The 23,294-nt window shown below is 53.6% G+C and carries 18 protein-coding genes; 6 read left to right on the top strand and 12 right to left on the bottom strand.

Annotated features, from left to right (window positions below; translation table 11 throughout):
* Positions 1 to 67: 67 nt before the first annotated feature.
* The 8 genes from LGT44_RS06050 to rpiA form a co-directional block, all read right to left on the bottom strand.
* On the bottom strand, positions 68 to 3,175 hold the full coding sequence (locus LGT44_RS06050) for an efflux RND transporter permease subunit (RefSeq protein ID WP_230331017.1): 3,108 nt from the start codon (positions 3,173 to 3,175) through the stop codon (positions 68 to 70).
* Positions 3,176 to 3,182: 7 nt separating this feature from the next.
* Positions 3,183 to 4,361, bottom strand: a complete 1,179-nt coding sequence (locus tag LGT44_RS06055) for an efflux RND transporter periplasmic adaptor subunit (protein ID WP_230331018.1) — start codon at positions 4,359 to 4,361, stop codon at positions 3,183 to 3,185.
* Complete coding sequence (locus LGT44_RS06060) at positions 4,354 to 5,313, bottom strand: hypothetical protein (protein WP_230331019.1); 960 nt, start codon at positions 5,311 to 5,313, stop codon at positions 4,354 to 4,356. The genes LGT44_RS06055 and LGT44_RS06060 overlap by 8 nt, the downstream gene beginning before the upstream one ends.
* A 10-nt stretch (positions 5,314 to 5,323) precedes the next feature.
* On the bottom strand, positions 5,324 to 6,415 hold the full coding sequence (locus LGT44_RS06065; protein ID WP_230331020.1) for a GNAT family N-acetyltransferase: 1,092 nt from the start codon (positions 6,413 to 6,415) through the stop codon (positions 5,324 to 5,326).
* Positions 6,412 to 8,049 (bottom strand): GH3 family domain-containing protein, encoded by a 1,638-nt coding sequence (locus LGT44_RS06070; protein ID WP_230331021.1) that lies wholly within the window; start codon positions 8,047 to 8,049, stop codon positions 6,412 to 6,414. Before LGT44_RS06070 ends, LGT44_RS06065 begins: the two co-directional genes overlap by 4 nt.
* A gap of 9 nt (positions 8,050 to 8,058) precedes the next feature.
* Positions 8,059 to 8,802 carry a hypothetical protein gene (locus LGT44_RS06075; RefSeq protein WP_225691158.1) on the bottom strand — a complete coding sequence of 248 codons (744 nt, stop codon included), beginning with the start codon at positions 8,800 to 8,802 and terminating at the stop codon, positions 8,059 to 8,061.
* A 496-nt stretch (positions 8,803 to 9,298) separates the two neighbouring features.
* On the bottom strand, positions 9,299 to 12,112 hold the full coding sequence (locus LGT44_RS20115) for an intermembrane phospholipid transport protein YdbH family protein (protein WP_230331022.1): 2,814 nt from the start codon (positions 12,110 to 12,112) through the stop codon (positions 9,299 to 9,301).
* 11 nt (positions 12,113 to 12,123) lie between these two features.
* Entirely contained in the window at positions 12,124 to 12,798 is a 675-nt protein-coding gene (gene rpiA / locus LGT44_RS06085; RefSeq protein WP_145467683.1) for a ribose-5-phosphate isomerase RpiA, read from the bottom strand.
* Between the two features lie 119 nt (positions 12,799 to 12,917).
* Here rpiA and ilvA point away from each other — a divergent pair, with 119 nt between their 5' ends.
* The 3 genes from ilvA (at position 12,918) to LGT44_RS06100 (ending at position 16,202) form a co-directional block, all read left to right on the top strand.
* On the top strand, positions 12,918 to 14,435 hold the full coding sequence (gene ilvA / locus LGT44_RS06090; protein WP_230331023.1) for a threonine ammonia-lyase, biosynthetic: 1,518 nt from the start codon (positions 12,918 to 12,920) through the stop codon (positions 14,433 to 14,435).
* Between the two features lie 178 nt (positions 14,436 to 14,613).
* Positions 14,614 to 15,330 (top strand): 1-acylglycerol-3-phosphate O-acyltransferase, encoded by a 717-nt coding sequence (locus LGT44_RS06095; protein WP_145467687.1) that lies wholly within the window; start codon positions 14,614 to 14,616, stop codon positions 15,328 to 15,330.
* A gap of 68 nt (positions 15,331 to 15,398) precedes the next feature.
* On the top strand, positions 15,399 to 16,202 hold the full coding sequence (locus LGT44_RS06100) for a substrate-binding periplasmic protein (RefSeq protein ID WP_230331024.1): 804 nt from the start codon (positions 15,399 to 15,401) through the stop codon (positions 16,200 to 16,202).
* Between the two features lie 12 nt (positions 16,203 to 16,214).
* Here the strand turns inward: LGT44_RS06100 and LGT44_RS06105 are convergent, their stop codons facing one another.
* The 3 genes from LGT44_RS06105 to smrA form a co-directional block, all read right to left on the bottom strand.
* Positions 16,215 to 16,550 (bottom strand): ribbon-helix-helix domain-containing protein, encoded by a 336-nt coding sequence (locus tag LGT44_RS06105; protein WP_145467691.1) that lies wholly within the window; start codon positions 16,548 to 16,550, stop codon positions 16,215 to 16,217.
* 110 nt (positions 16,551 to 16,660) lie between these two features.
* The gene (locus LGT44_RS06110; RefSeq protein WP_145467693.1) at positions 16,661 to 17,221 is read right to left on the bottom strand and encodes a DJ-1/PfpI family protein; all 561 of its coding nucleotides are present in this window, start codon (positions 17,219 to 17,221) and stop codon (positions 16,661 to 16,663) included.
* 95 nt (positions 17,222 to 17,316) lie between these two features.
* Positions 17,317 to 17,916: a DNA endonuclease SmrA gene (gene smrA, locus LGT44_RS06115; protein WP_145467695.1), complete on the bottom strand. Its 600-nt coding sequence runs from the start codon at positions 17,914 to 17,916 to the stop codon at positions 17,317 to 17,319.
* 186 nt (positions 17,917 to 18,102) lie between these two features.
* Here smrA and LGT44_RS06120 point away from each other — a divergent pair, with 186 nt between their 5' ends.
* On the top strand, positions 18,103 to 18,726 hold the full coding sequence (locus LGT44_RS06120; RefSeq protein ID WP_145467697.1) for a hypothetical protein: 624 nt from the start codon (positions 18,103 to 18,105) through the stop codon (positions 18,724 to 18,726).
* Positions 18,727 to 18,801: 75 nt separating this feature from the next.
* Here the strand turns inward: LGT44_RS06120 and LGT44_RS06125 are convergent, their stop codons facing one another.
* The gene (locus LGT44_RS06125) at positions 18,802 to 19,560 is read right to left on the bottom strand and encodes a DUF481 domain-containing protein (protein ID WP_145467699.1); all 759 of its coding nucleotides are present in this window, start codon (positions 19,558 to 19,560) and stop codon (positions 18,802 to 18,804) included.
* Positions 19,561 to 19,739: 179 nt separating this feature from the next.
* Here LGT44_RS06125 and LGT44_RS06130 point away from each other — a divergent pair, with 179 nt between their 5' ends.
* Together LGT44_RS06130 and LGT44_RS06135 are read left to right on the top strand one after the other, a co-directional pair.
* Positions 19,740 to 21,074, top strand: a complete 1,335-nt coding sequence (locus LGT44_RS06130) for an MATE family efflux transporter (protein WP_225691150.1) — start codon at positions 19,740 to 19,742, stop codon at positions 21,072 to 21,074.
* Positions 21,075 to 21,241: 167 nt separating this feature from the next.
* Positions 21,242 to 23,152 carry a methyl-accepting chemotaxis protein gene (locus tag LGT44_RS06135; protein ID WP_230331025.1) on the top strand — a complete coding sequence of 637 codons (1,911 nt, stop codon included), beginning with the start codon at positions 21,242 to 21,244 and terminating at the stop codon, positions 23,150 to 23,152.
* Positions 23,153 to 23,294 lie beyond the last annotated feature (142 nt).

The following is a 23,294-nucleotide window of genomic DNA, read 5'->3' on the forward strand; positions in this document are numbered from 1 at the left end:
AAGCACAGGCTTCAGCTCTGTGCTTTGCGTTTTCCCACAAGTATCTCCCGTCATTCTTTTTTATTTGTCATCCTGCCTGTGCCGCGGTGGAAGCTTCTTTTGCGTTTGGTTGCTTAAACACCGCGCATAATGCCGGTACCAGCAGCAGGCTGATGATGGTTGCGAACAGTACACCGAACCCTAAAGAAGCCGCCATAGGTATCAGCAGTTTTGCCTGAATGCTGGTTTCGCTCAGTAAGGGTAATACTCCGGCAAAGGTTGTCAGCGAGGTCAGAAGAATCGGCCGGAAACGGCTGCTGCAGGCCTGTAGTAATGCTTCTGCTATTGGCAGCTTTTGCGCTTTTAACTGATTAAGCCGGTCGAGCAGCACCAGATTATCGTTTACCACCACACCGCTGACGGCGACCATGCCGACATACGACCACAGGGTCAGGTCGAGCCCCAGTATCAGGTGTCCGACGACCGCACCGAGTAAACCAAAAGGAATGGCAAACAGCACCAGTAACGGCTGGGCATAAGATGCAAAGAGTACGGCCATCAGCAGATACATCACGATAATGGCGAGCAGATAATACTGCGCCAGTAAGTCGAGAAAAAACTGTACCGCGCGCTGATAACCGCCCACGTCCCAGCGCACACCGGGCAGGTCGTGCAGCAGGTTTTGTACGGCGCCCTGCTGCAGGGTCTTTTTAATTCTCTCGGCATTATTCTGGCTGGGGTCAACATAGGCCGACACCATAACCACAGGTTCACGCATAAAATGGCGGATATAAGGGTTAACCGCCTGCTGGCTGTGTGTGGCTATATATTTCAGCGCGACCATCTGGCCGGGTGCGGTTTCGACCGGCAGGTTATCCAGATACCAGGCGGATGCACGTTCTTCTGCATTCAGGCTGGTGCGTACTTCCACTTCGTCATCGTTGTCGTAAAAACGCTGAATAGTGGTGCCATAAAACGCCTGATTAACCTGTTGCAGAACCGGGCCGCGGTTGATGCCTGCGGCAATGGCTTCGTCGGTTAAGCGGATATCCAGTTGCTGGGCATTGTTATCCGGCTGACGCTGCAGGCTGTAAATACCGGAGAAGCGCTGCAGATAATCACTCAGGCGTTGTGCTGCAGTATTTAATGCCTGCTGATCGCTGCCGGAAAATTCAATCTGAATATCGGCCTTGGAAGGGTTTACCGTGGCGCTGTATTCCACGTTATCGACACCGGTTATGGCACCGCTTTCAGCCCGCCACCAACGGATCATATCCTGGCCACTGAAAGCCCGGCTGTTTGCCGCCGGTAATTCCAGCATTATCTGCCCGGTATGGTCGGCACGGGCATAGACTTTCTGGTTGGATGGCAGGGTATTGGGCGCGACAACCTGATAAATCCGACGGATCATTTCACCTTCGGCATAACCCGCGCTGGTTTCGACTTTACGGGCGGCAACCGCGAGCTTCTGCAGTGCCTTTTGGGTTGCCTCGCGTGGCGATCCTTGCGGAAAAGTAACTTTGGCTGTGACGACATTGCCTTCTATTTCGGAAAATAATGCCGATTTAATCCAGCCCTGACTAATCAGTAATAACGTCAGTATAAAAGCGGCGGTAAAGGTGGCTATAACCGGGTAAGGGTTGTGCACAATCCGCCGTAGCAGAGGCAGATAATAATGTCCGACAACCTGCTGTAAAAAGCGGCTGAAGTATTGCTGCAGGCGATGGGGCTTTGTCGCATTGGCAGGCGTATGGCTGAGATGCGCGGGCAGAATACAGAGCGACTCAAATAACGAAAATAACAGTGTGGTAATAACCACAATGGGGACTGCTTTTATCAGCATGCCTTCAGGGCCGGGGAGAAACAGCAGCGGCATAAAAGCAACCAGCGTGGTAATCACCGAAAATAATACCGGCTTATAAACATCCAGTGTGCCGGACAACGCTGCCTGTGTGCCATGCTCGCCAAGTTCCTGGCGGGCGAAAACAGCTTCGCCGACAACGACGGCATCATCAACGACAATGCCGAGCACCAGAATAAAAGCAAACAACGAGATAAAATTAACCGATGTTGATGTCAGTGGCAGAACAAACAGAGTGCCAATAAAAGAGACCAGAATACCCATGCTGACCCAGAACGACAGTCGTGCATTCAGAAATAACAACAGCACAATAAATAACAGCAATAAACCGCTGAGGGCATTGTCGAGCAGCAGGTTTAAACGCTCGCTGAAATTAACCGCTTCGTCCTGCCAGACGTAGTAACTGATATTGGCACTGGCCGGGTGTTGTTGCAGATAGGTATTTACCGCCGCCGATATAGCGGTAATGTCATCGTTACCACTGCGGTAAATATCCAGCGCCAGAGCGGGTTTACCATTCAGCAGCGCCAGTGCTGTGGCATCGGTACGGGTATCCTGAATGCTGGCAACATCGGCCAGGCGCAGGCGGTTACCGGCGCCATCGCTGGCAATCAATAAGTGCTCATAATCACTGGCAGAACGGAAATCACGGTCATTACCAATCAGTATGTCACCGTCGCCGGTTTCCAGCAGGCCTCCGGCTGCCGGTGCTGCCTGTTGGATCAGCTGGCGGTTGATCTGTTGCAGCTGCAGTGGGTAGAGGTAGAGGTCGGCCAGCGAAAACTGAATGCGTATTTCGGGCTTTTCCCGGTCCTGAATTTCCGCTGTTGAAACGGCGGGTAAGGCCAGCAGCTCACGACGTAAATTTTGTGCGCTGCTGAGCAGGTTGGCATAGCTTTCATCACCGCTGACAATAATACGCAGCGCGCGGTTACGTACCTGAAGAATCTGAATATCGGGCGCTTCGGCCTGTGCGGGCAGCAACGCAGGGTCTGCAAGGCGGCTGCGGATTTCGGCCAGCAGAGCATTGGCATCGTAGCCTTCGGCGATATCCAGCGTAAGGCTGCATAAACCGGGATACGACCAGGAAATTAATTCTTCGCCACCGGCAATATCGTGGATAGCATTTTCCAGTGGTGTACAGAGTGATTGTTCTGTGGTGCTGACCGAGGCACCGGGATAAAGCACCTGAATACTGATGCGGTCGAGTTCAACATTGGGAATTAATTCCTGCTGCAGGCGCGGTACGGCCAGCAGCCCCAGAACCAGAATACAGAGCATGGCCAGATTGGCGGCCACGCGATGGGTGATAAACCAGCGGATTACTGCACTCATGGTTGCCTCATTCTCCGGCCGCCGTGGCCAGTTGCTCTCTGCTGCCGGTATTAACCGGAATAATCTGGCTGCCTGGCAGCAGGGCGTGACGGCTGCTGTTAACCAGCAGAACCGGTGTTGAAAATTTATTACGCAGATACAGCTGATCTTTACCCGCATACAGAAGATTGGCATTTACATCGTGCAGCTGGTGTTGCTGATCAACCATTAATAAATGATTACCGGCCTGCAGAGCTGAGCGTGGAATACGACTGATGCCGGTAATGACCGGACTGAGAATTTCGGCCTCAACAAAGGTGCCGGGCAACAGTGGCGTTATATCCGCAGAATATTGTGGCCGGGCCAGCAGGATAATTTGCTGAAAGGCATCACGGCCGGCTTCGCTGCCGGTAATCTGCGCTGGTATTTTTGTACCGCCTGCTGTTGTCAGGGTGACTGCCGGCGATGGATTTTCTGTACCCGGACGGATGCCTAATAACTGTGCTTCATGATCGCTGACCGGCAAGCGGATTTCCTGCCAGTTATCGTCATAAATAACCCCCAGAACCATCGCCGGAGAAACCTGCTGCCCTGGCTGTATGCTGGCGCGGGCAATACGTCCGCTGACCGCCGCATATATACGTGTGTCACGCAGTTGCTGTTGTGCGTATTGCAGAGCGGCGCGGGCCGCAGCAACCTGGCTGTTGGCCATGCGCAGATGCGGAATATAACGGGCAAAATCATTTTCGCTGGCCTGCTGGCGTGCCACTTCAGCCTGAGCGTGGATTTCTTCCAGCTGCAGCAGGCGGCTGTCGAGGTTGGCCTGGTGCTGGCGAACCTCCAGCTCGTAAGGTGCGGCATCAATACTCAGCAGCAGTTCGCCCTGTTGTACCTGCTGACCATTAATAAAATGCTCGCTGACGTATTGCACCTGCCCCTGCACCTGACTGCTCAGGTAAAACTCCCGCGCCATACGGACATGACCCTGGCTGTGTACCGGAATGGTTATATCCTGCGCGACAACGCTGATAACCGGTACGCTTGGTGCCATGCTGGCAGGCGTTTGTGTGGCCGGCAGCGGTGCCTGTAGTACCAATAATGCTGCGATTAATAACAGGGCCAGAACCGCGGTCAGCCAGACTGCAATATGGCGGATCTTGTGCGGACGTCTGTTATCTGTGCTGCCGGCAGAAAATACATCAGGCATAACTCAGCTCCTGCAATGACTGTTGCCACAGCTGCAGGCAGCGCTGCTGTGTTTCCTGCGCCAGAGCAATTGAAGGGTGAAATTTAAGTGCCAGTGTCAGTTGCCCGTTGCACTCAGTCACGCCGGTGGCAATCGGATAATTCGCGCTGCCGGCACCGCAGACACCAACAACACTGTGCGGATGCTGTGGCAGTGACCAGTCTCCCAGATAACTGAATGAGCCGAGATAAAACTGCGAACCGCTGATGCGCCGGTAAATAAAGCGCACCCCGGTTTTACCAATCCAGCGGCCAATATGAGCCATCTTCCATAACCACCAATGTTCTCTGGCGACCAGCTTTGCTTTTACCTGTGCATGAATGTGTCCGGCACTGCTGTGTTCGTCCAGTGCCAGATAAAAACCGGATGATAAATTACTCTGTTCCGGCCCACTGACAGCGCCACGGACATTCACCGGATAAAACCACCAGGCGCGGCTTCCCGGTTGCAGGCAGACGGAAAAAATAACCTTATTCAGACAGGCGAAGGTAAGGCTTGCCAGAGAGACTCCCCGTGCAGCAGCCACTGTTTTTAAGCGGCTGACGGTGGTTGTGTTAAGCACGGTAAATTCAGGTTCTGTAACAGCCCTGGGTGTTTCGCCGGCTTTTGTTGCACTGGCTTTTTTCCAGTGTACGGTTTTCGGTGTGCGGTCTTTGCGTTGCCGCCGTACCTTATTCAGGGTTTGCCAGAAACCGGGCTCGGTCAGGTCGCGGCAGCGTGGCAGTGAACTGGCCGGATAGCCCAGTTGCTCGCGTACATTAGCCAGCATACCAATGCCATCGGTATCGCGGTGGCGGAAATGATGCCACTGCGTCTGCTGCTCCTGACTGTTGTGTATAAAACAGTGAATACGGTCGGAAATTCCTTGCTCTTCCCGTACTTCGTACCACTGGGCAATATAATCTTTGCGCATAAATTCCCTGTTAAAGACGGCTGATTTCCGGATATTGCAGGCGGGTTAAATCCAGCTTCTGCACCAGTTCTGGTTGATAGGTAGCAATAAAATTCCGGCTTTTTAAGGCGTGCCCGGGATGCCGGCGGACGATTTTTAACAGCGGGTCACGGCTGTCAAAACCACAGGCCAGAGCCAGGGCATTACGTTGCTGTGCTGTTTTCCGCAGGGTGCGTAATAACCGCGCAAAGCGCCCGGGATCATTATTTTTAACCACCACGCTGTGCAGCATCTGATAATGATTGAGCGAATTAACGGCAGGTAATGCCAGGTGTCCGGTCAGCCAGGTAAGGCTGTTATAGAATGGCCGCAAATGATGCAGTAGCGGTGCGTAGCCACTGATCCGGGTCTGTTTAAAATCCTTCTGATCCCACAGACCAGCCAGCGCCGTAATTTCCCCATGTTCACGCAGAATAAAAAAATCACTGATCTTAATATTGCGGTAGTACGGATCATCGCTGCCGATACGCGAGAAATCGTAACAGGGGTAAAATTGTTTACTGGCGGCTTCGCGGTCAAAAAATGCCTGCATCTCGGCAATATCTTCCGTTCTGGCCGGATGGGTTAACGGATCATCCGCGATATTTTTTTTCCGCCGCAGGCTGATCAGCCAGGTGGTAAACATTCCGGCAGGAAGATATTGCGGCAGTGTATTGCGGCCGCTGCCAACGGTGCTTAGTGAAGCACGGTTTTCGTCGAGAATAACGGTCTGCATCCACTCGTTCTGCATTTGCTGACGATAGGTGCCGAATAAGCGGTACAGAGTACGGCCACCCTGAAAATCCGGGTGAATACGCAGATCGCTGCCATAACGAACCGACGCTGGCTGGCCATTAATAAATACCCGGCGCTGGCCGATGCTGAACGTACCGATAATGCCATGACCGGGTTTTTCCATAACCCAGATTTCCGGTTTTTGGCTACTGACTGCTGCGGCATAAAAATAATCAGGATTACGCTCAAAGGTCAGACGGATACTTCCCTGTTGGGCGGTTGCGGCCAGCAATTTCAGTAAGCCGGCCGAATCCTGAGTACAGGCCGGCCGGATGCAATAGCTGCTCACGCGATGGCTCCGCTTTCCGCCAGGCTGTCTTCCGGCAGAGTATTCAGAAACTCGCTGGCGGCAGGGCAAAGTAATAACGGTTCTACTTTAATATTGCCGGCCACTGCACCACTCTGCAGCCGCAGGTGAGTATAAGTTGCCATGGCGTTGTCGCTGATGATTACGCTTGCCGGATTCAGCTGGCCGAGTTCGCGGGCGAGCTTATAGTGGAAATGTTCCTGCAATAAAGCTTCAAGCCGCTGCTGGGTTTCTGTCTGCAGCTCCTGACCACCACTGGCCAGCAGTACGTAGGTTGGACGGTGGTTACCCTGTTCTGCGGGTACGGCCAATAATGACACCGGTTGCAGTGGCAGGGCGGCAGTCAGGGTGCTGAATATATTCAGCACCGCTTGCGGAGACATTTTTTCGCCGACCATATCGGTGCCGGATAAGCGGCTGATAAAACGCAGGGTCGGGCATTGATTAATAAAGCCATCAACCAGCAGCCGGTCTTTGGTGCGGTAACGTAACAGGCCGCTGGCGGTGGTAATCACCGGGCGAACCTGCATACCGGGCTCCAGTTCCCAGCTGAATAAAACCTGTTTGTTGGCCAGATTTTCAAACTCGTAGAAATGACTTTCCAGCGCCAGCGGATATTGCTGACCATAAGGAATGGTCACTACACCTTCGGTGGCCCATAAGCCTTTTCCCTGAAAATCACTGTGACTGAATAACTGCTGCAGTTGTCTGGCCCAGGGTTCGGATGATGATGTATCCCAGGCGCTGATCAACGCCAGTTCAGGCCATAATTTCCGGGTGATAGTGGCGTTTATTCTGCCGTTCCAGTTACGCAGCAATGCAGCATTAATACGATTGCGCGGAGCGCTTAAATGTCCGAGGCTGGTTTGCTGTTCTCCCCAGCGACCCTGTTCCAGAACCTGGGCAACGGCCATGCGTTGCTGTCCTAATTGCTCCAGCAGGCTGAGCAGAAAGGTGGGGCTCCAGACAGACATCAGGGTGAGATCGCGGGCTGCGCATAAATAACAAAGCGATGCGAACAGTGATAATTCTGAGCTTGGTGCCAGCGACACCGCCTGCGGCACGGCCATGGTGCGGTTCATAAATAAACGCTTCCACCACGGCAGTAACTGCAGATCGTCATTAACGCTGTTGGCAACACTGCGTAATTCACCCGGCACCCATGACAATGACCAGTAATGCCGGCCTTTACGGATAGCGGGATAACGGCTGTACAGATCGGCCATCCACGGATTAATGGCCTGATCGAGTTCGCGCAGGAATTCCGGAGTATAGGGAATCCATTTAATCTGTGCCGTTGAGCCACTGGTTGGCTGATAACGCTGGCACGTCTCTGTCGTCAGAATAAATTCACCGGAACTGCGCTGTCGGTTAATGGCATTCTGCCAGTCTTCATAATCGCTTAATGGTACTCGCTGGCGAAATTCTTCAATGTTGGTTGCCAGCGTAAGGCCGCGCTGATAACCGCTGTCTGAGCCGGATACAACCGCCATAATGTTCTGAAAGCGTGCCAGCTGCGCCGCTTTCAGTGCATGACTGGCGCGCATAAAACGTTGCTGACCATAGCGGCTCAGACGATAGGAAATCTGATGCAGTAAGCGGGTAGAAATATTCATAATGACTCCTTACTGCAGTGTGCTGCGCCGGCTGCCGAGCTGTTTACGGAAAAAGCCGATAAAGGTTCGGCTGCAGACTTCACCGACGCAGGGCAGCTCAGTACCGCGGCGCCAGGATGGATTGGTGTCATCAAAAAAGCGGATCTTTGCATTGGCTTCACGCATGCAATCCGTAATGTCGGCAACATCCCCTTTCAGGTGCTGGGAGTGATCACCAAAATCCAGCAGGCGATTATTACGGTCGTAATAATCGGGAAATAATTTTTCGCAGTACTGGTCGATAACACCGACCAGACTTTTATCGCGGTTATGGTGATTGGGGTAATGGCGAACAAAGTTATTGGCCAGAAGCAGGTAGGTTTTATAACCTTTGGAAATCAGCAACCAGAAAACCCGGGTGCCGGGGCGGGTTAATTTCAGCTTCAGCATCCGTAATGCAAACGCCTGCTGCAGCGCTTTATTTCCCCAGTAATCTTTTTCCAGAATGGTATCTCCACTGAATACGCCAATGGCTTTTCCGTTGCCATAATTCAGCGCCACTTCGGTCCAGGTACTGAAACCGACCACCCGGTTTCCGGCTTTTTCTGCCAGCAGAAATACGCCGCTTTTACGGTTCATATCCTGGACAAAGGTTTCCAGATCGGTATTGGCGTAATAACGGGAAAATACCCGGTACATATCGCGCAGATGTTTAACTGAAATCTGCTCCAGTGGCAGAAAACGACAGGTTAATGCTCTTTTATTCTGAGTCATTGAAATCCATTCCTTATTCAGGGCAAAACAAATCCGCATCGCCGGATAGCGGCAATGTCAGGTCGGTTATTGTTTTATGCAATATAAGTACGATGGTGCCGTATATCGCGGAATGGCAGCGACTATTCGCGTTGTGGCAGAGTCTGGAATGCAGTCATAGAGATCACCGTGAGAATAAGTTTTTATAATTACCCGCTCTTATTGGCGGATTTAATATTATTTTTATTGTGGCCATTTTTATTCTGGCCTCTGAGGAATGCAGACACTCAGTTTTCGGGGCCTGTTAACCTGGATAAGTTCAGGCGCTCGGATTGAAACATAAGCGCGCTCTTTGAGTTAGTGCAATATATATTAAAAGAAATAGTTGGCACGAATTGCCCTTATATTTAAGGGTTTGTGGCTATTATATGGTACGGATGTTTTATGTTTTTAATAGATTTATAGACAGACGAAGGCAGATATAAAATATGCCTGATTATTTATTTTTGCGTTTTATTCATTGGTATTTTTCTTCAAGCCTGCTGATTACGTCCTGAGTAACGCGCAGGCTTTCCAGCAAATCCAGTAAGTTATATTCCAGATTCACATTCAGGTGAGTTACCTGGCCGCCAAAGAAATCCGGGTTTTTTCCCTGAAACTGCAAACCTAAATTCAGTGCGCCGTCGGGCTGATACTGAATATTGGACTGCAGCTTGTCGTAGTTGAAGTTCTGCAGTAATTGCATGGCCAGGCCAACGGTCTGGTCAGATTGCTGCAGTGCTGCGGAGGTGGCGTTCTGGTAGCGGATAACGCCGCCGGGGTCGCGGGCAAATAAACTGCCGCCGGGAATCTGCGGGCCTTCTTTGGTTAAAACTATCGGCAGCACACCGTCGAGGGTGCCGGTTGCCTGAACTTCAGCCTTGGCTTCCAGCGCGGCTATCTGTGCCAGCTGAATATGGTCCAGCTCAATACCAAAGGCATTGGTGTCTTTGCGTGTATCAAAGCGGATTAATGGAGTATGAACGCGGCCGCCGAGTACATCGGTGTGCATTTCATAAATCTCGGCCAGCGCATAAGAAAAATCGGCCGGTATACGCGTCTGGCTGCGCGCCAGTATGTCTTTTAATTCGATACCTGGGTTCAGGCTTTTGCCGCTGATCTGGGCGTCGAGTAAATAGTCGCCGCTGAATGGCCGGCGCAGGGCGATTAAGGCGTTCCATTGTTCAAGGCCGATGCTGTTGTCGTAAACGGCGCTGATATTGTCGCTGCGCAGCATCAGGTCGGGTTTGATCTGCCAGGTGTTAGCGGTTTGTTGCCAGTCAATCCAGCCTTGTCCGGCCAGTGCACCATTTAAAAATTCGAGTTTGGTCAGCGCCGTCATTTCCGGCAGGTTGAGCTTATCCCAGTTGAGCGCCAGATCATCGAGGTGCCACTGCATACTGCCTCGCTGTTGCAGCAGGTCGTGCTGTAATTGCATCCGCAACTGCAGCTGATTGCCGGCGCCACTGAGCTGCAGCTCGCCGTTAAGTTGTTGCTGCGGCTTGCCGTTCTGCTGATCGTCCTGCAATGAATACAGCAGCTTTATCGGCCCTGTGGCGCTGAGATCGGGAACCGGCCAGCCCTGCCAGCGTGATTTGGCCAGTTGCAGGCTGATATCACACTGGCCGCTGAACACACTTTGCAGGGCAACCAGCAACGAGCTGCCGGGCGCTGGCTGACAGCTGAATTCGCTGGTCTGTAATTGCAGGAAGCTGTCTGCCCCGTGCTGTATGTGCCAGGGCTTAATGGTCATCCGCAGGGGGGCGCTGTGCAGGTGGTTGTTATTACTGCTGCCGTTTTTGTTGCTGTGCAGATTGCCATTGATATACAGCGTGGGCAGCAGCTGAAATTCCAGCATTGGTAATTGCCAGCCTTCGGGTTCTGTCAGCTGCAGGCTGTTGCTGATGCCGGGAATGCTGCTCAGCTGCCAGTCGCCACTGGCGTCGAGCAGGGCGATCAGTTCGCCCTGACTGTGCAGGCTTTGCAGTGGCAGAGCCGGATCTTTGGCACTGATATCAAGCGCCAGCGGCAGCACCAGGCTGAGAGCGCTGCCTTGTTGCCAGTTCAGCGCCGGGGTCAGGTTCAGGCTGGCGAGTAACTGCTCACTTTTTTTGCCGCGCAGCAGGTTCTTCAGCTGGCCTTCGGCTTCGCAGCTGCTGAGTTTGGCGTTGCAGTAGCCGCTGAACTGCTGGCTGCTGCTGAGGGTAAACAACTGATCGCCACCTGCCGCTGGCAGCAGATCAGTGAACTGCAGTTGCTGGTTGTTGCTCTGCAACTGCCATTGCCAGTCGGCGGCTGGGTTTTCTTTATTCAGGTTTAAGTGCCAGCTGCCGCTTTGCCAGTGCATATTGTCAGCCAGTTGCTGGCGGCGGGTATCGAAGCGGGCACTCAGGTTGATGCTCAGATCCTGTGGCAGGTAGGCGCTGTTGGGTAATTGCAGCCCGGCATTGAGTTGCATCCGGTTAAGGGGCAAGGGCAGCCCGCTGAGCTGAGGTAAGCGTTCACTCAGGGCGGCAAAGTCTAGGCGCTGATCCAGCGTCAGGCGGGTATTGTCGGCGTCCTGTTCAATATGGCCATACTGCTGCAACAGTAATTGGCTCTGTTCCGAAACCAGCAGCAGCCAGTCGCCACTGTGTTGTAATTGCAGTTCGATCTGCCACGGCAGCGGCAGATTATCCAGCTGAGCACTGCCATGAATACGCCACTGCTGCGGAGTAAGGCTGGCGCTGAGTTCGGCCACCGCGGCGGGATGTTGCAGCACAATATGGTCAATGCTGACCTGTTCCAGTGGCAGTTGCAGCCACTGGCTGAATTGTGGAATTTCCAGCAGCTGGTGCAACTGTTCACGTGCGGCATTACCGGCATTCTGTGCGGCTACCGCAGCGACTTTGCGCGCACTTTCATCGGGCAGGCTGACGTGTAATTCGGCAATACTGAGGGTTTTCAGCCGGCCCTGCAGTAATTGCGACGGGCGGTAGCGCAGATCAAGACCGGTGAGCTGAATCAGGCTGCCATCGGCCAGAGGCAGCTGCAGTTTAGTCAGCTGAAAACGCTGCCAGCTGAAAGTGTCGATCTGCACCACCACGCTGCTGCCAGGGGCGGCAGCATCGGCCAGCAGATCCGGCAACCAGCGGTTCAGGGCGGGTTTGAGCAGTGTCGGTAAGGCAGCCAGCAGGACAATAATAAGAACAATGGCGGCGAGCAGAATCAGCAGCAGGCGCGCCAGCAGTTTGGGCAGGCGGACAGACGTCAGCCACGCCCGCAGAGGTGACAGCAATCCTTTGCCAGGCACGTGCATTGCCGTTATTTAGCCTTGATGGTCTGAACGCCGTTCTGGGTGCCAAGCAGCAATACGTCGGCCGGACGCAGGGCAAACAGACCGTTGGTGACCACACCGGTAATCTGGTTGATTTTGCTTTCCAGCTCAATGGCTGAGGCGATGCTGAAGTTATGCACATCCAGAATGCAGTTGCCGTTATCGGTAATTACACCTTCGCGGTAAACCGGATCGCCGCCCAGCTTAACCAGTTCACGGGCCACATAAGAGCGTGCCATCGGAATTACTTCTACCGGCAGCGGGAAAGCGCCTAAGCGGTTCACCAGTTTGGTTTCATCGGCGATGCAGATAAATTCTTTGGCGACCGCAGCAACGATTTTTTCGCGGGTTAACGCTGCACCACCGCCTTTGATCATTTCCAGGTGCTCGTTGATTTCGTCGGCACCGTCGATATAAAAGTCGAGGTTGCTGACGCTGTTCAGGTCGTACACCGGAATGCCGTGATCACGCAGACGCTGGGCTGAAGCTTCAGAACTGGCAACCGCACCGTCAAACAGGTGTTTGTGTTCGGCCAGAGCATCGATAAAGCAGTTGGCGGTAGAGCCTGTGCCAACACCGACAATGCTGTCGTCGTCGAGATGAGGGCGGATATAGTCGGCGGCGGCGATACCTGTGGCGCGTTTCAGTTCGTCTTGTGTCATGATGGCAGCTCGGGCTTATGATGTGTCAGATGCAGCGAATTATATGCGCTGATGCGTTACAATGCTCACCTCTGAGTGCTTCCCGCACCGATTTTTTCAGTCTGTTTGGAATCCCCGGCATGCTTAACGATTACCTGAAGAAAATTCTCGCCGCCCGCGTTTACGATGTTGCTGTCGAATCGCCGCTGCATATTGCCCCCTTCCTGAGCGAACGGCTGGGCAACCGAATTTGGGTAAAACGTGAAGATCAGCAGGCGGTGTACTCATTTAAGCTGCGTGGCGCCTACAACAAAGTGGTGCAGCTGACGGAAGAAGAAAAAGCCAAAGGCGTGGTTGCGGCATCCGCCGGCAACCACGCGCAGGGACTGGCGCTGGCGGCACAGAAACTGGGCATTAAAGCCACCATCGTCATGCCGCGTACCACGCCCGATATTAAAGTGAAATCAGTTAAAGCCCGTGGTGCCAAAGTGGTACTGCAGGGCGATGCCTTTGACGATGCCTTTTCCTATTCGCAGAAGCTGGTTGAAGAAAAAGGCATGACTTACATCCATCCCTACGATGACCCGGAAGTGATTGCCGGTCAGGGCACTATTGGTATGGAAATCCTGCGTCAGCTCAGTGGCCCGGTGGATGCGATTTTTGTTCCGGTCGGTGGCGGTGGTCTGGCAGCCGGTGTGGCGGCTTATATCAAAGCGCTGCGCCCGGAAATTAAAGTGATTGGTGTTGAAAGCACCGAGTCCGCTTGTCTGGCGGCGGCGCTGGCAGCGAAAAAGCGCGTTATTCTGCCCCAGGTCGGTATTTTTGCCGACGGTGTGGCCGTGGCCCAGATCGGTAAAAACACCTGGGAAATCTGTAAAGATCATATCGACGAAGTGATCACCTGTACGCCGGATGAAATCTGCGCCGCCATTAAAGATGTGTTCGACGATACCCGTGCGGTATGTGAACCGGCCGGTGCATTAAGCATTGCCGGCGTTAAAAAGTACGTTGAGCGTGAAGGTTGTGAAGGGCAGAACCTGGTGGCGATTTTAAGCGGTGCCAACGTTAACTTTGATCGGCTGCGTTATATCTCGGAAGTTGCAGAAATCGGTGAGGGCCGGGAAATCATTCTGGCAGTGACCATTCCCGAACAGCCTGGCAGCTTTCAGAAGTTCTGCAGCCTGATCGGCAAGCGCCCGATTACCGAATTTAATTACCGCTACAGCGATGACCATCAGGCGCAGATTTATGTCGGCGTTAAAGTTGGCGCTGAGCCCGGTGCGCGTCAGGCATTGCTGGATGAACTGCACGGTGATAATTATCCGGTGCTGGATATTACCGACGATGAAATGGCCAAATACCATATCCGCCATATGGTGGGTGGGCATGCGCCGGCAGCCGTTAATGATGAACGGGTTTACCGTTTCGAATTTCCGGAGCGTCCGGGTGCACTGCTTAATTTCCTGCGCAAGCTGGGCAAGCACTTTAATATATCGCTGTTCCATTACCGTAACCACGGTGCAGCTTATGGCCGTGTTCTGGTTGGCTTGCAGGTTGCTGATGACCGTCAGCAGCAGCTGCACAGTTTTCTGGAAGAGCTGGGCTATGGTTATTGGGATGAAACCGATAATACGGCCTACCAGCTGTTTCTGCGTTAACTGCTTCTGTGTTAATCAAGCGAGCGGGCATTCATGCCTGTTATTCACAGAATAATGGCATGCCGGCACCTTGCTGCCGGCCTGTCCTGTGAGAACAATAGCGTTTTTGCATCTGCTGTATGTGTCGCCCGGAGATGGAGCTCAGCGGCACCTATAAACAATAATAAGAGACTTCATCATGCTGTTTGTTTTTCGTGCTGTCGTATTAACCGGCTATTTTCTGTTTGGCTGCACGCTTGGTCTGGTGCTGTGCATCATTCGTCCTTTCCATCGTAATAATACCCGCGACTGCGCCAAGATATTTTCTTTCGGCCGCTGGCTGCTGAACATTGATATGAAAGTGCTTAATCAATCTCCGGTCGGTGATGGTCAGGCTATTTATGTCGGTAATCATCAGGACACTCTGGACGTTTTTATTTATCCCGGCATGCTGCCCGGTAATATCGCCATTTTAGGTAAAAGCAGTCTGCGTTTTATTCCGGTGTTTGGTTTGTTGTTCTGGCTTGCTGGTAATATTTTTATTAACAGAACCAATAAAGCCAAAGCCTGGGAAACGATGGCCACGGTAGCGCGCACGGTAAAAAAACGCGGTTGTGCGGTTTACATTTTTCCGGAAGGTACCCGTTCGCGTGGTAAGGGATTATTACCCTTTAAAAGCGGTGCCTTTGCGCTTGCCATTGAAGCCGGTTTACCTGTTGTGCCAATGGTATACAGCAGTACGCATAAAAATATTGATCTGCACCGCTTCCATAGTGGTAAAGTGTTGGCGCGTTATCTGGAACCGATCAGTACCGAGGGTATGGGTGAGGACGATGTGAAGCGCCTTGCAGAGATGACCCGCGAACGGATGGCGCAGGCAATCGATGCTCTGGATGCGGAGCTGGCAGTAAAGTAGCAGGCAATTAATTAGTGGCCGCCTATACTGAATCCGATCCCGGATATTTGTGTTGGGGTGTGCAACTCATGAAACAGATTGTTATGTTCTGGCTGGTAATGATTACCGGCATTTCCGCCAGTGCAGAACAGGACGCCTGCCATTTATTTACCGCCAGTGGTAATGCCGAATATCCGCCTTACCTGTGGCGGTCGCCGCAAAATCCCGAAGTGTTAACCGGTGCAATCTCCGGCTTCTTACACAAAGTTTCAAAACGACTCGATATAAAAATCGATCTGCAATACAGCGGTCCCTGGGGCCGGACTCAGGAAGAAGTTGCGGCCGGACGTATCGATTTTATTGCCGGTGCCTTTTATACCGATGCCCGCTCTGAGCGTATGGATTATCTGCGCCCCGCCTTTCAGCTGACCCGTACCGTGGTGTGGGTTAATAATGAAAGACCCTTTGAGTTTAACCGCTGGGAAGATTTAATCGGCCGCCAGGGCGTTACTGTTATTCATAACAGCTTTGGTCAGGAGTTTGATGACTTTGCCCGCAAGCACCTCACCATTCATCAGGTTGGCAGTCTGGAACAGGGGCTGAAGATGCTGAATGGTCAGCGGGTTGATTATGTTTTGTATGAAGAGAATCCTGCCCGTGCCTACGCTGCGCGTAATGGCTATCTGAATATCCATCCATTAGCGCAGGAAATCAGCAGCGAGCCGCTGTATCTGACCCTGTCGAAAAAGTCGGCCTGTAATTCGCCGGAATTGCGCGCGCGCATAGAGAAAGTACTGGTGCAGGCAAAAGAAGAAAACTGGATGCCGCCGCTGCTGCAGCAGGCCCAGTACCTGTGGGCAGAACAGCATATGCAATCGGCCGATACCGAATAATGCCTGAAGCTCTCAGGATACCTTGCGTACCGTTTCCTGGTTATCGTTAATGGTGTCCTGATAGGCACTGGTGGTGAGTGTCAGACGCTGCCCCTGATTCAGATGTGTTGTGCAGGCGACACGCAGTAAGGAAGTAAAGTTACCGGTTTCGCCACGGCGCTCCAGTACTTCACGATAGATACGGGTAATAAAAGTACCCAGTGTCAGCCCAGCATCGGCAGCGATCTGCTCCAGCAATTGCCAGAAGACAGCCTCCAGACGAATACTGGTGACGACGCCATCGATACGGATGGAACGGGTCTTCAGTTCAAACAGTTCCGGTTCGGCACCTGAATAAATTTCACACATGGAAAGCTTCCTGAGGCAATCAGTCCGGTGCCCATTATGTCGCGCAAAGGAAAGTGATTGCACCCTCCTTTACGCGCAGTCAGCATCATGCCGATTCTGACAGGTACTGATTATTGCAACAGGGCATTAAACTGCGCCAGCCACTGCGGGTGGGCAGGCCAGGCCGGAGCGGTAACGATATTGCCGTCGGTAACAGCCTGATCGACGGCGATATCGGCATAGATGCCTCCGGCCATGGTGACTTCCGGTGCACAGGCCGGGTAAGCCGAAATTTTGCGTTCGCGGATAACATCAGCAGCGGTCAGCAGCTGCGCGCCATGGCAAACCGCAGCAATGGGTTTGCCAGCGCTGGCGAAGTGTTTCACCAGTTCCAGCACGCGGCTGTTCAGGCGCAGGTATTCCGGCGCACGGCCACCGGGCAGCAGCAGGGCGTCGAATTCCTGTTCGTTAATGCTGGCGAAATCTGCATTCAGTACAAAATTATGGCCGGGCTTTTCGCTGTAGGTCTGGTCGCCTTCGAAGTCGTGGATCGCGGTACGGACACTGTCGCCGGACGCTTTATCCGGGCATACCACGCTGACGCTGTGACCGACCATCTGCAATGCCTGAAACGGCACCATCAGTTCGTAATCTTCGACGTAATCGCCGGCAATAATGAGGATATTTGCCATGAGCGCTGCTCCGTATTGTTGTTGTGGAACAGCGAGTCTGGCGGATTGTAAGGAATGTTGGGTAACAGCGGATTACTACAGCAGCAAGTGAGTGATCAGAGACGCCCTTTGCTGAACTGTTCGCGCGCGGCCTGTTTTTTCCGTTCGCTTTTACGCAGCAGTACGTAAAAGGCTCCGGCGCCGCCGTGATGGGGTTGCGCGGTGTGGTAGGCCTGAACTTCGTCCAGCTCCTCCAGCCAGTGCACCAGATAGCTTTTTAATACCGCCGGGTCGTTGATATTGCGGTCACCCTTGCCGGGCAGTACCAGCACACTGCGGATATCGTGCGCCATACAATCCTGAATAAAACGGTACAGCTCGCGCCGTGCTTCATCGATGGTGCGACGGTGAAGGTCGAGGCGGGCTTCGGTTTCATATTTACCCAGCCGCAGTTTGCGGAATACCCCATCCTGAATACCGGGACGTTTATAGCCGATGACATCGTGCGGACCGACGCGCTTGACCTCGCTGGTCTGCAGGCGGTTACCATCCTGTTCTTCGGGCTGTTGCTGTGCCGCCTGACGGCGTGCCGCAGCACTGACCTGTGACGTCTCAGCCTTGCGCAGCTCGACCCGCTCTTTTGTTTGCAGTGGCTTAACGCCCTGCATTTCCTGCAGGAACAGCTGCTCTTCGGGATCGTTGTTGGTATCGCTCATGGTCTTCGTCGTACAGCAGAAATGCCCTATGATAACGAACATTCACGCCGTCCGTCTCGCGCCTGATAAGGGATTATATCCATGGTTTTCCTGTGACAATTCTTTGCAATGGCGGACACAACTTTGTGTGGCAATCCGTACACTGATAAGCGTACACATTGCCTGGCATCGCCAGAGGACCGAATGATGAAACAGACCCTAATCAAGGCCGTTGGTGCCGCCTGTACTTTGCTGCTGGCCAGTCAGGCGCTGGCCTTTGGTGGCAAGCACCGCGAAATAGACTGGGACGATGAGCTGGAACTGAGCGATGCCCAGGAAGAGCGCATCGACGAAATTGAAGACAGCTACGAAAGTAAATTCCGCGAGTTGCGTAAGGCCGACACGCCCCGCAGTGAGAACCGCGCCAAAGCACACGAACTGATGCAGGCGATGCGCGCTGAAATCCAACAGGTGCTGACCCCCGAACAGCGTGAGCAGGCGCAGAGCTTAATGCGCGAGCAGCACGCCAAAATGCAGAAAAAACACGCTAAAGAACTGGCCCGTAAACTGGATCTGAGCGATGAACAGAAAGATACTTTGCTGAAAGGCGTTAAAGAGCAGAAAGACAACTACCAGTGGCCGCTGGATCAGCCTCAGCGTGAAGCGGCGCGCCAGCATTTTGAACAACTGGTGCAAAGTGTGCTGACTGCCGAACAGCAGGAAAAATGGACGGCATTGAAAGAGAAGCAGATGCGCAAATGGCATCACCCGGATGAAGACGGCCTGGATGGCCATCATGGTCACCGTAAAGATAAAGACTGCGATAAATAATCCGGTTTTATCGGATACAAAAAGCCCGCGTAATAACGCGGGCTTTTTGTTATCTGCGGTGGCAGAACAATCCGATCAGAAGCTGTACACCAGAGTAACGCCAAACTCGGTATCGGTGTTTTCGCTTTCTGCCGGCACCTTATCAACGTACTTCACTTTATAGGTCAGCTTGGTGGCCAGGCTGCCGTTGATCTGACTTTTCAGACCGGTTTCTGATTTATAGATACTGTTGCTTTCGCCCAGTTCGGCACTGAATTCTTCAATAAACTCGACGCCTTTCTGAATGGTCCAGTGATATCTGGCAACCAGACGGGCGATAACTTCTTCATTGATCTCATCTGTTTCTTTCAGCTTGTCGCGACGGTAACCGGGACCGGCTTCAAGGTCGAGTTCCATATTCTGTTCATGGATGGCGCGGTAACCGTAACCGGCGGATAACGTGGCCTGATACTCAAAGCCGCTGAAGCGGTCACGTTCTTCGTCACCGACGATGGCGAGGTAAGAATGCTCACTGAAGTTACGGTCAAACTGAACGGTGCCGCGGTACTTTTCTTTTGAAGTAACGCCATCTTCTTTACTGGTCAGGGCATCCAGTTTGAGGCTGGAATCCCAGAGTTCACCATCGCGTTTAACAGCAAATTTACCGTTAATGCTGGAGGTATCGGTATTACCTGAGGTGCGGATGGTGCCCAGTTCGGCAGACCCACCCCAGATCGGGAATTCCGGTGCTGCGGCAGCGTCTGCAGCAACGGCTTCTTCGGCGCTGGTCTGCATGGCGGACAGCAACAACGGCAATACGGCGAATGATGAAACAATCAGGGCTTGGCGACGCATAGCATCCTCTCTGCGCAAAAAAACTTGCCGGCAGGTTAGCGACAGGGGGGGATCTGTGCAAGGGCAGGACGGGATAAAGGCCCGGCTGGCGGAACAGTGCGTAGCACAAAGCCAGCCTGTGCTTGTGCGGTTTTAGTGTAGAGTGTGCGCAGAAAAACAATACGCATAAGGATGCCAGTGTGCGCCAAGCCATTCTCAGCGGCCCGGTTAACCGGACACTCTACAGCCTGACTCAGCCGATGGTGCTGGGCATTATGGCGGTCTTCTTTTTCAATATGGTCGATACCTGGTTTATCAGCCTGCTCGGCACCGAAAGTCTGGCAGCCGTGGGCTTTGCTATGCCGGTCACCATGCTGGTGATGAATCTGGCGATTGGTCTGGGCATTGCCATGTCCGCTTTAATTGCGCGCGCGGTGGGCGCTGATGACAACCTGCAGGCACAGCGTGCTGCGATGGCGGGCTTGCTGCTCAGTTTATTGCTGGGCGTGGTGATTGCCGTGGCGGGTTGGCTGAGCAATGACGCCCTGTTCCGTTTGCTGGGGGCCGGTGATGAGCTGTTGCCGGAAATCCGCCGCTTTATGGTGTTCTGGTGGCCCGGCGCCATCGTACTGCTGCTGATGATGATGCAGAACAGTGCCATGCGGGCAACCGGTAATACCAAACTGCCATCGCAGATGATGATGGTGGCTGCGGTGCTGAATGCGTTACTTGATCCGCTGCTGATTTTTGGCTGGGGGCCATTGCCGGGAATGGGCATCGGTGGCGCGGCGCTGGCCAGTGCGCTGTGCTGGATTCTGGTGCTGCTGGTGATTATGACCCGCCAGCGCCGTGAAGGTTATATCAGCCGTCATGGCATGGGCTGGCACGATGTGCGGGTCTTGTGGAAACGAATGCTGCAGCTGGGTGTTCCGGCGATGGTCACCAATATGATGGTGCCGGTGGCCGGTGCCATTCTGCTGGTGATGGTAGCGCCGCTGGGGCCGGAAGCCGTGGCTGGCTTTGGTGTCGGCATGCGTCTGGAGCCATTCGCTATCGTGGTCATTCTGGCACTGACTTCAACCTTACCGGTGTTTGTTGCGCAGAATCATGCCGCCGCTCAGTACGACCGTATCTGGCAGGCGTTGTACAGCAGCTTCCGTTTTCTGGCCTTGTGGCAGGGAGCGGTGTGTTTGATTTTCTGGGTTACGGGTCATTGGCTGGCGCAGCTGTTTTCCGCTGATCCGGCGGTGCAGCAGAGTATCGTCGAGTACGTACGCTGGCTGCCGCTGGGCTATGCCGGTATGGGGATTGTGCTGTGTGTGAATTCTGCGCTGAACTCCCTGCAGCGTACCCAGACTTCGATGGTGATTAACTTTGTCCGCCTGTTTGCCTTTTATGTGCCCGGCGCCTTTATTGGTGCAGAGCTGGGTGGCTATCCGGGCCTGCTGATCGGCGCGGCGGCAGGTAATCTGCTGATGGGTGGATTGTTGCTGTGGCGGGTGCGGCATTATCAGCTGCAGTCGGCCGCTGTCTGAGGCCTGTTTAATCCGTGTGACCCGGCCTGATGTAATGACAGGCAAGCGCCGCTGGTTTATGCCTCTTTAAGGGGGCTGGTCACACCAAGCTGTCGTATCTGGTCTAATCAGGCGTGTTTACGGCTGCTAATCTGAAGGAACCCTATTTTCCTTCAGGAGTCCCCCTCATGACCATTCGCCAGAAATTGCTGCTCAGTATGGGCGGTGCTCTGCTGCTGAGTGTGGCGCTGGTCGTCAGCATTGGCATCTGGCAAAGCCGCCAGCAGCTGGAGACCTATTGGCTGGGTTCTGCCCTGCCGGCGAACATCCGGGCCATTGCCCAGGAAATCGAAAAAGACCTGACCGCCGCTATTACCTCCTCTGAACTGATTGCCGATAACGCGCTGATGCAAAACTGGATTGAGCGTGGTGAGCCGCAGGAGGAATGGCCGCTGAATCAGGAATTTCTTGAAGCCATTGCCCGCCGGCAAAAGGCTGACAGTGCTCACTTTGTATCGGCTCTGAGCCGCAACTACTACACCCAGAAAGGCATCAGCCGTAAGGTTACCGCAGCAAACGACGGCTGGTTTTTTGGCTTTCTCGATAAGGGCCTGAAACGCGCCCTGCAGCTGGATGTGGATAAAACCAGCGGCAAACCCACCTTATTTATTAATGTCCGCATCGAACGTAATGGTAAAGCGCTGGGCATCAGTGGTTTAGGCATCGGTCTGCAGGAAATGGCCGAACGCATCCGTCAATTCCGTTTTGCTGAAACCGGCATCGTTTATCTGACTGACAATAGCGGCAATATACTGATTCACCCGGATCTGAAGTTATCCGGTGTGCCACTGGCACAGCATATGCCGGCGCTTAACGCTCAGCAGTTGCTGGCAGCGACGGCCGGTGATCTGGTGGAATTTGAGCGGGATGGTAAACCGATCATTGCATCTGCCATGCAGCTGGATGAGGTGGACTGGCATCTGGTGGTGGAGGTCCCGCGCGGGGAAATCTACGGCGTGCTGCGCAAGTCTACGTTGTTATCGCTGGGCGTAGGAATCGTGACGGCACTGGTCTTTCTTGGTCTGATTGCGCTCCTTGCTGACCGGATGACACTGCCGTTACGCCGTATTACCCAGGCTCTGATCAGCATAGGCCAGGGCGGTGGCGACCTGACCCAGACCCTTAAGGTCGAAAGTAACGATGAACTTGGCCAGCTGGCGCGTGGCTTTAACGACTTTATGGAATCACAGCGGCAGATGATTCGCGGCATCCTCGATACCGCTGAGCAGGTAAAAACCTATACCGAACAGATTGAAGAAGTGGTGACCACCAATCACAGCTGGGCGTCTGAACAGAGCAAACTGACCGACTCGGTTGCGACCGCAATTTACGAAATGGAAGCAACGGTGCAGGAAGTGGCGCGTAACGCCACGGAAACGGCAACCAAACTGGAAAGTGTCGGTACCGACGCCGGCCGTATCCGCGGTGATATGGAGCGCTCGGAAAGTCAGGTAAACAGCATGTCGGCGGACATCCGTGAATCAGCCGATGCCATTGGTCAGCTGGCGCAGCAGGTCAGCGATATCGGCCAGGTGATTCAGGTGATCAGCGCGATTTCCGAGCAGACCAACCTGCTGGCACTGAACGCCGCCATTGAGGCGGCGCGCGCCGGTGAGCATGGCCGTGGCTTTGCCGTGGTGGCTGATGAGGTGCGTAATCTGGCCCGCCGTACCCAGGAATCGACCAGCGAAATCGAAGCCATCATTGAGCGCCTGCAGCAGGGGTCGCAGCGAGCCGTTAAAGCCATGGAAGCCGGTGAAGGTGCGACCGCAGAAACGGTATCGGCAGCCAAACGCATGGGCGAAGCGCTGACCAGCATCAGCGAAAACGTCAGTGATGTGGTGGGCCTCAGCCATCAGGTGGCAACAGCCACGGAAGAACAAAGCTCAGTAACCGAAGACATCAGCCGCAATGTGCAGAACATTGCTGAACTGAGCAGCCGCTCCAGTGACGGTCTGACCATGTGTCAGCAGGAAGTACAGGAGCTGGCCAAGCTGGCTCAGCAGCTGGCCAAACAGATGATGCAGTTCCGCCTGTAGCTGGACGCTGCGTTGTTTTACGGCAGCCGCGTCCTGTGGCTGCCGTGCAATTTCCATTAATCCAGAGCGAATAGCAGGTTATTCAGAGGTTTCTCAGGGCCTGTTTAATGAGTGTTGACAGGCCCTTAGCATCTTTGCCCCT

Origin of the sequence: Thalassolituus alkanivorans, from assembly GCF_020447205.1 — a bacterium.
GTDB lineage: Bacteria > Pseudomonadota > Gammaproteobacteria > Pseudomonadales > Oceanobacteraceae > Venatoribacter > Venatoribacter alkanivorans.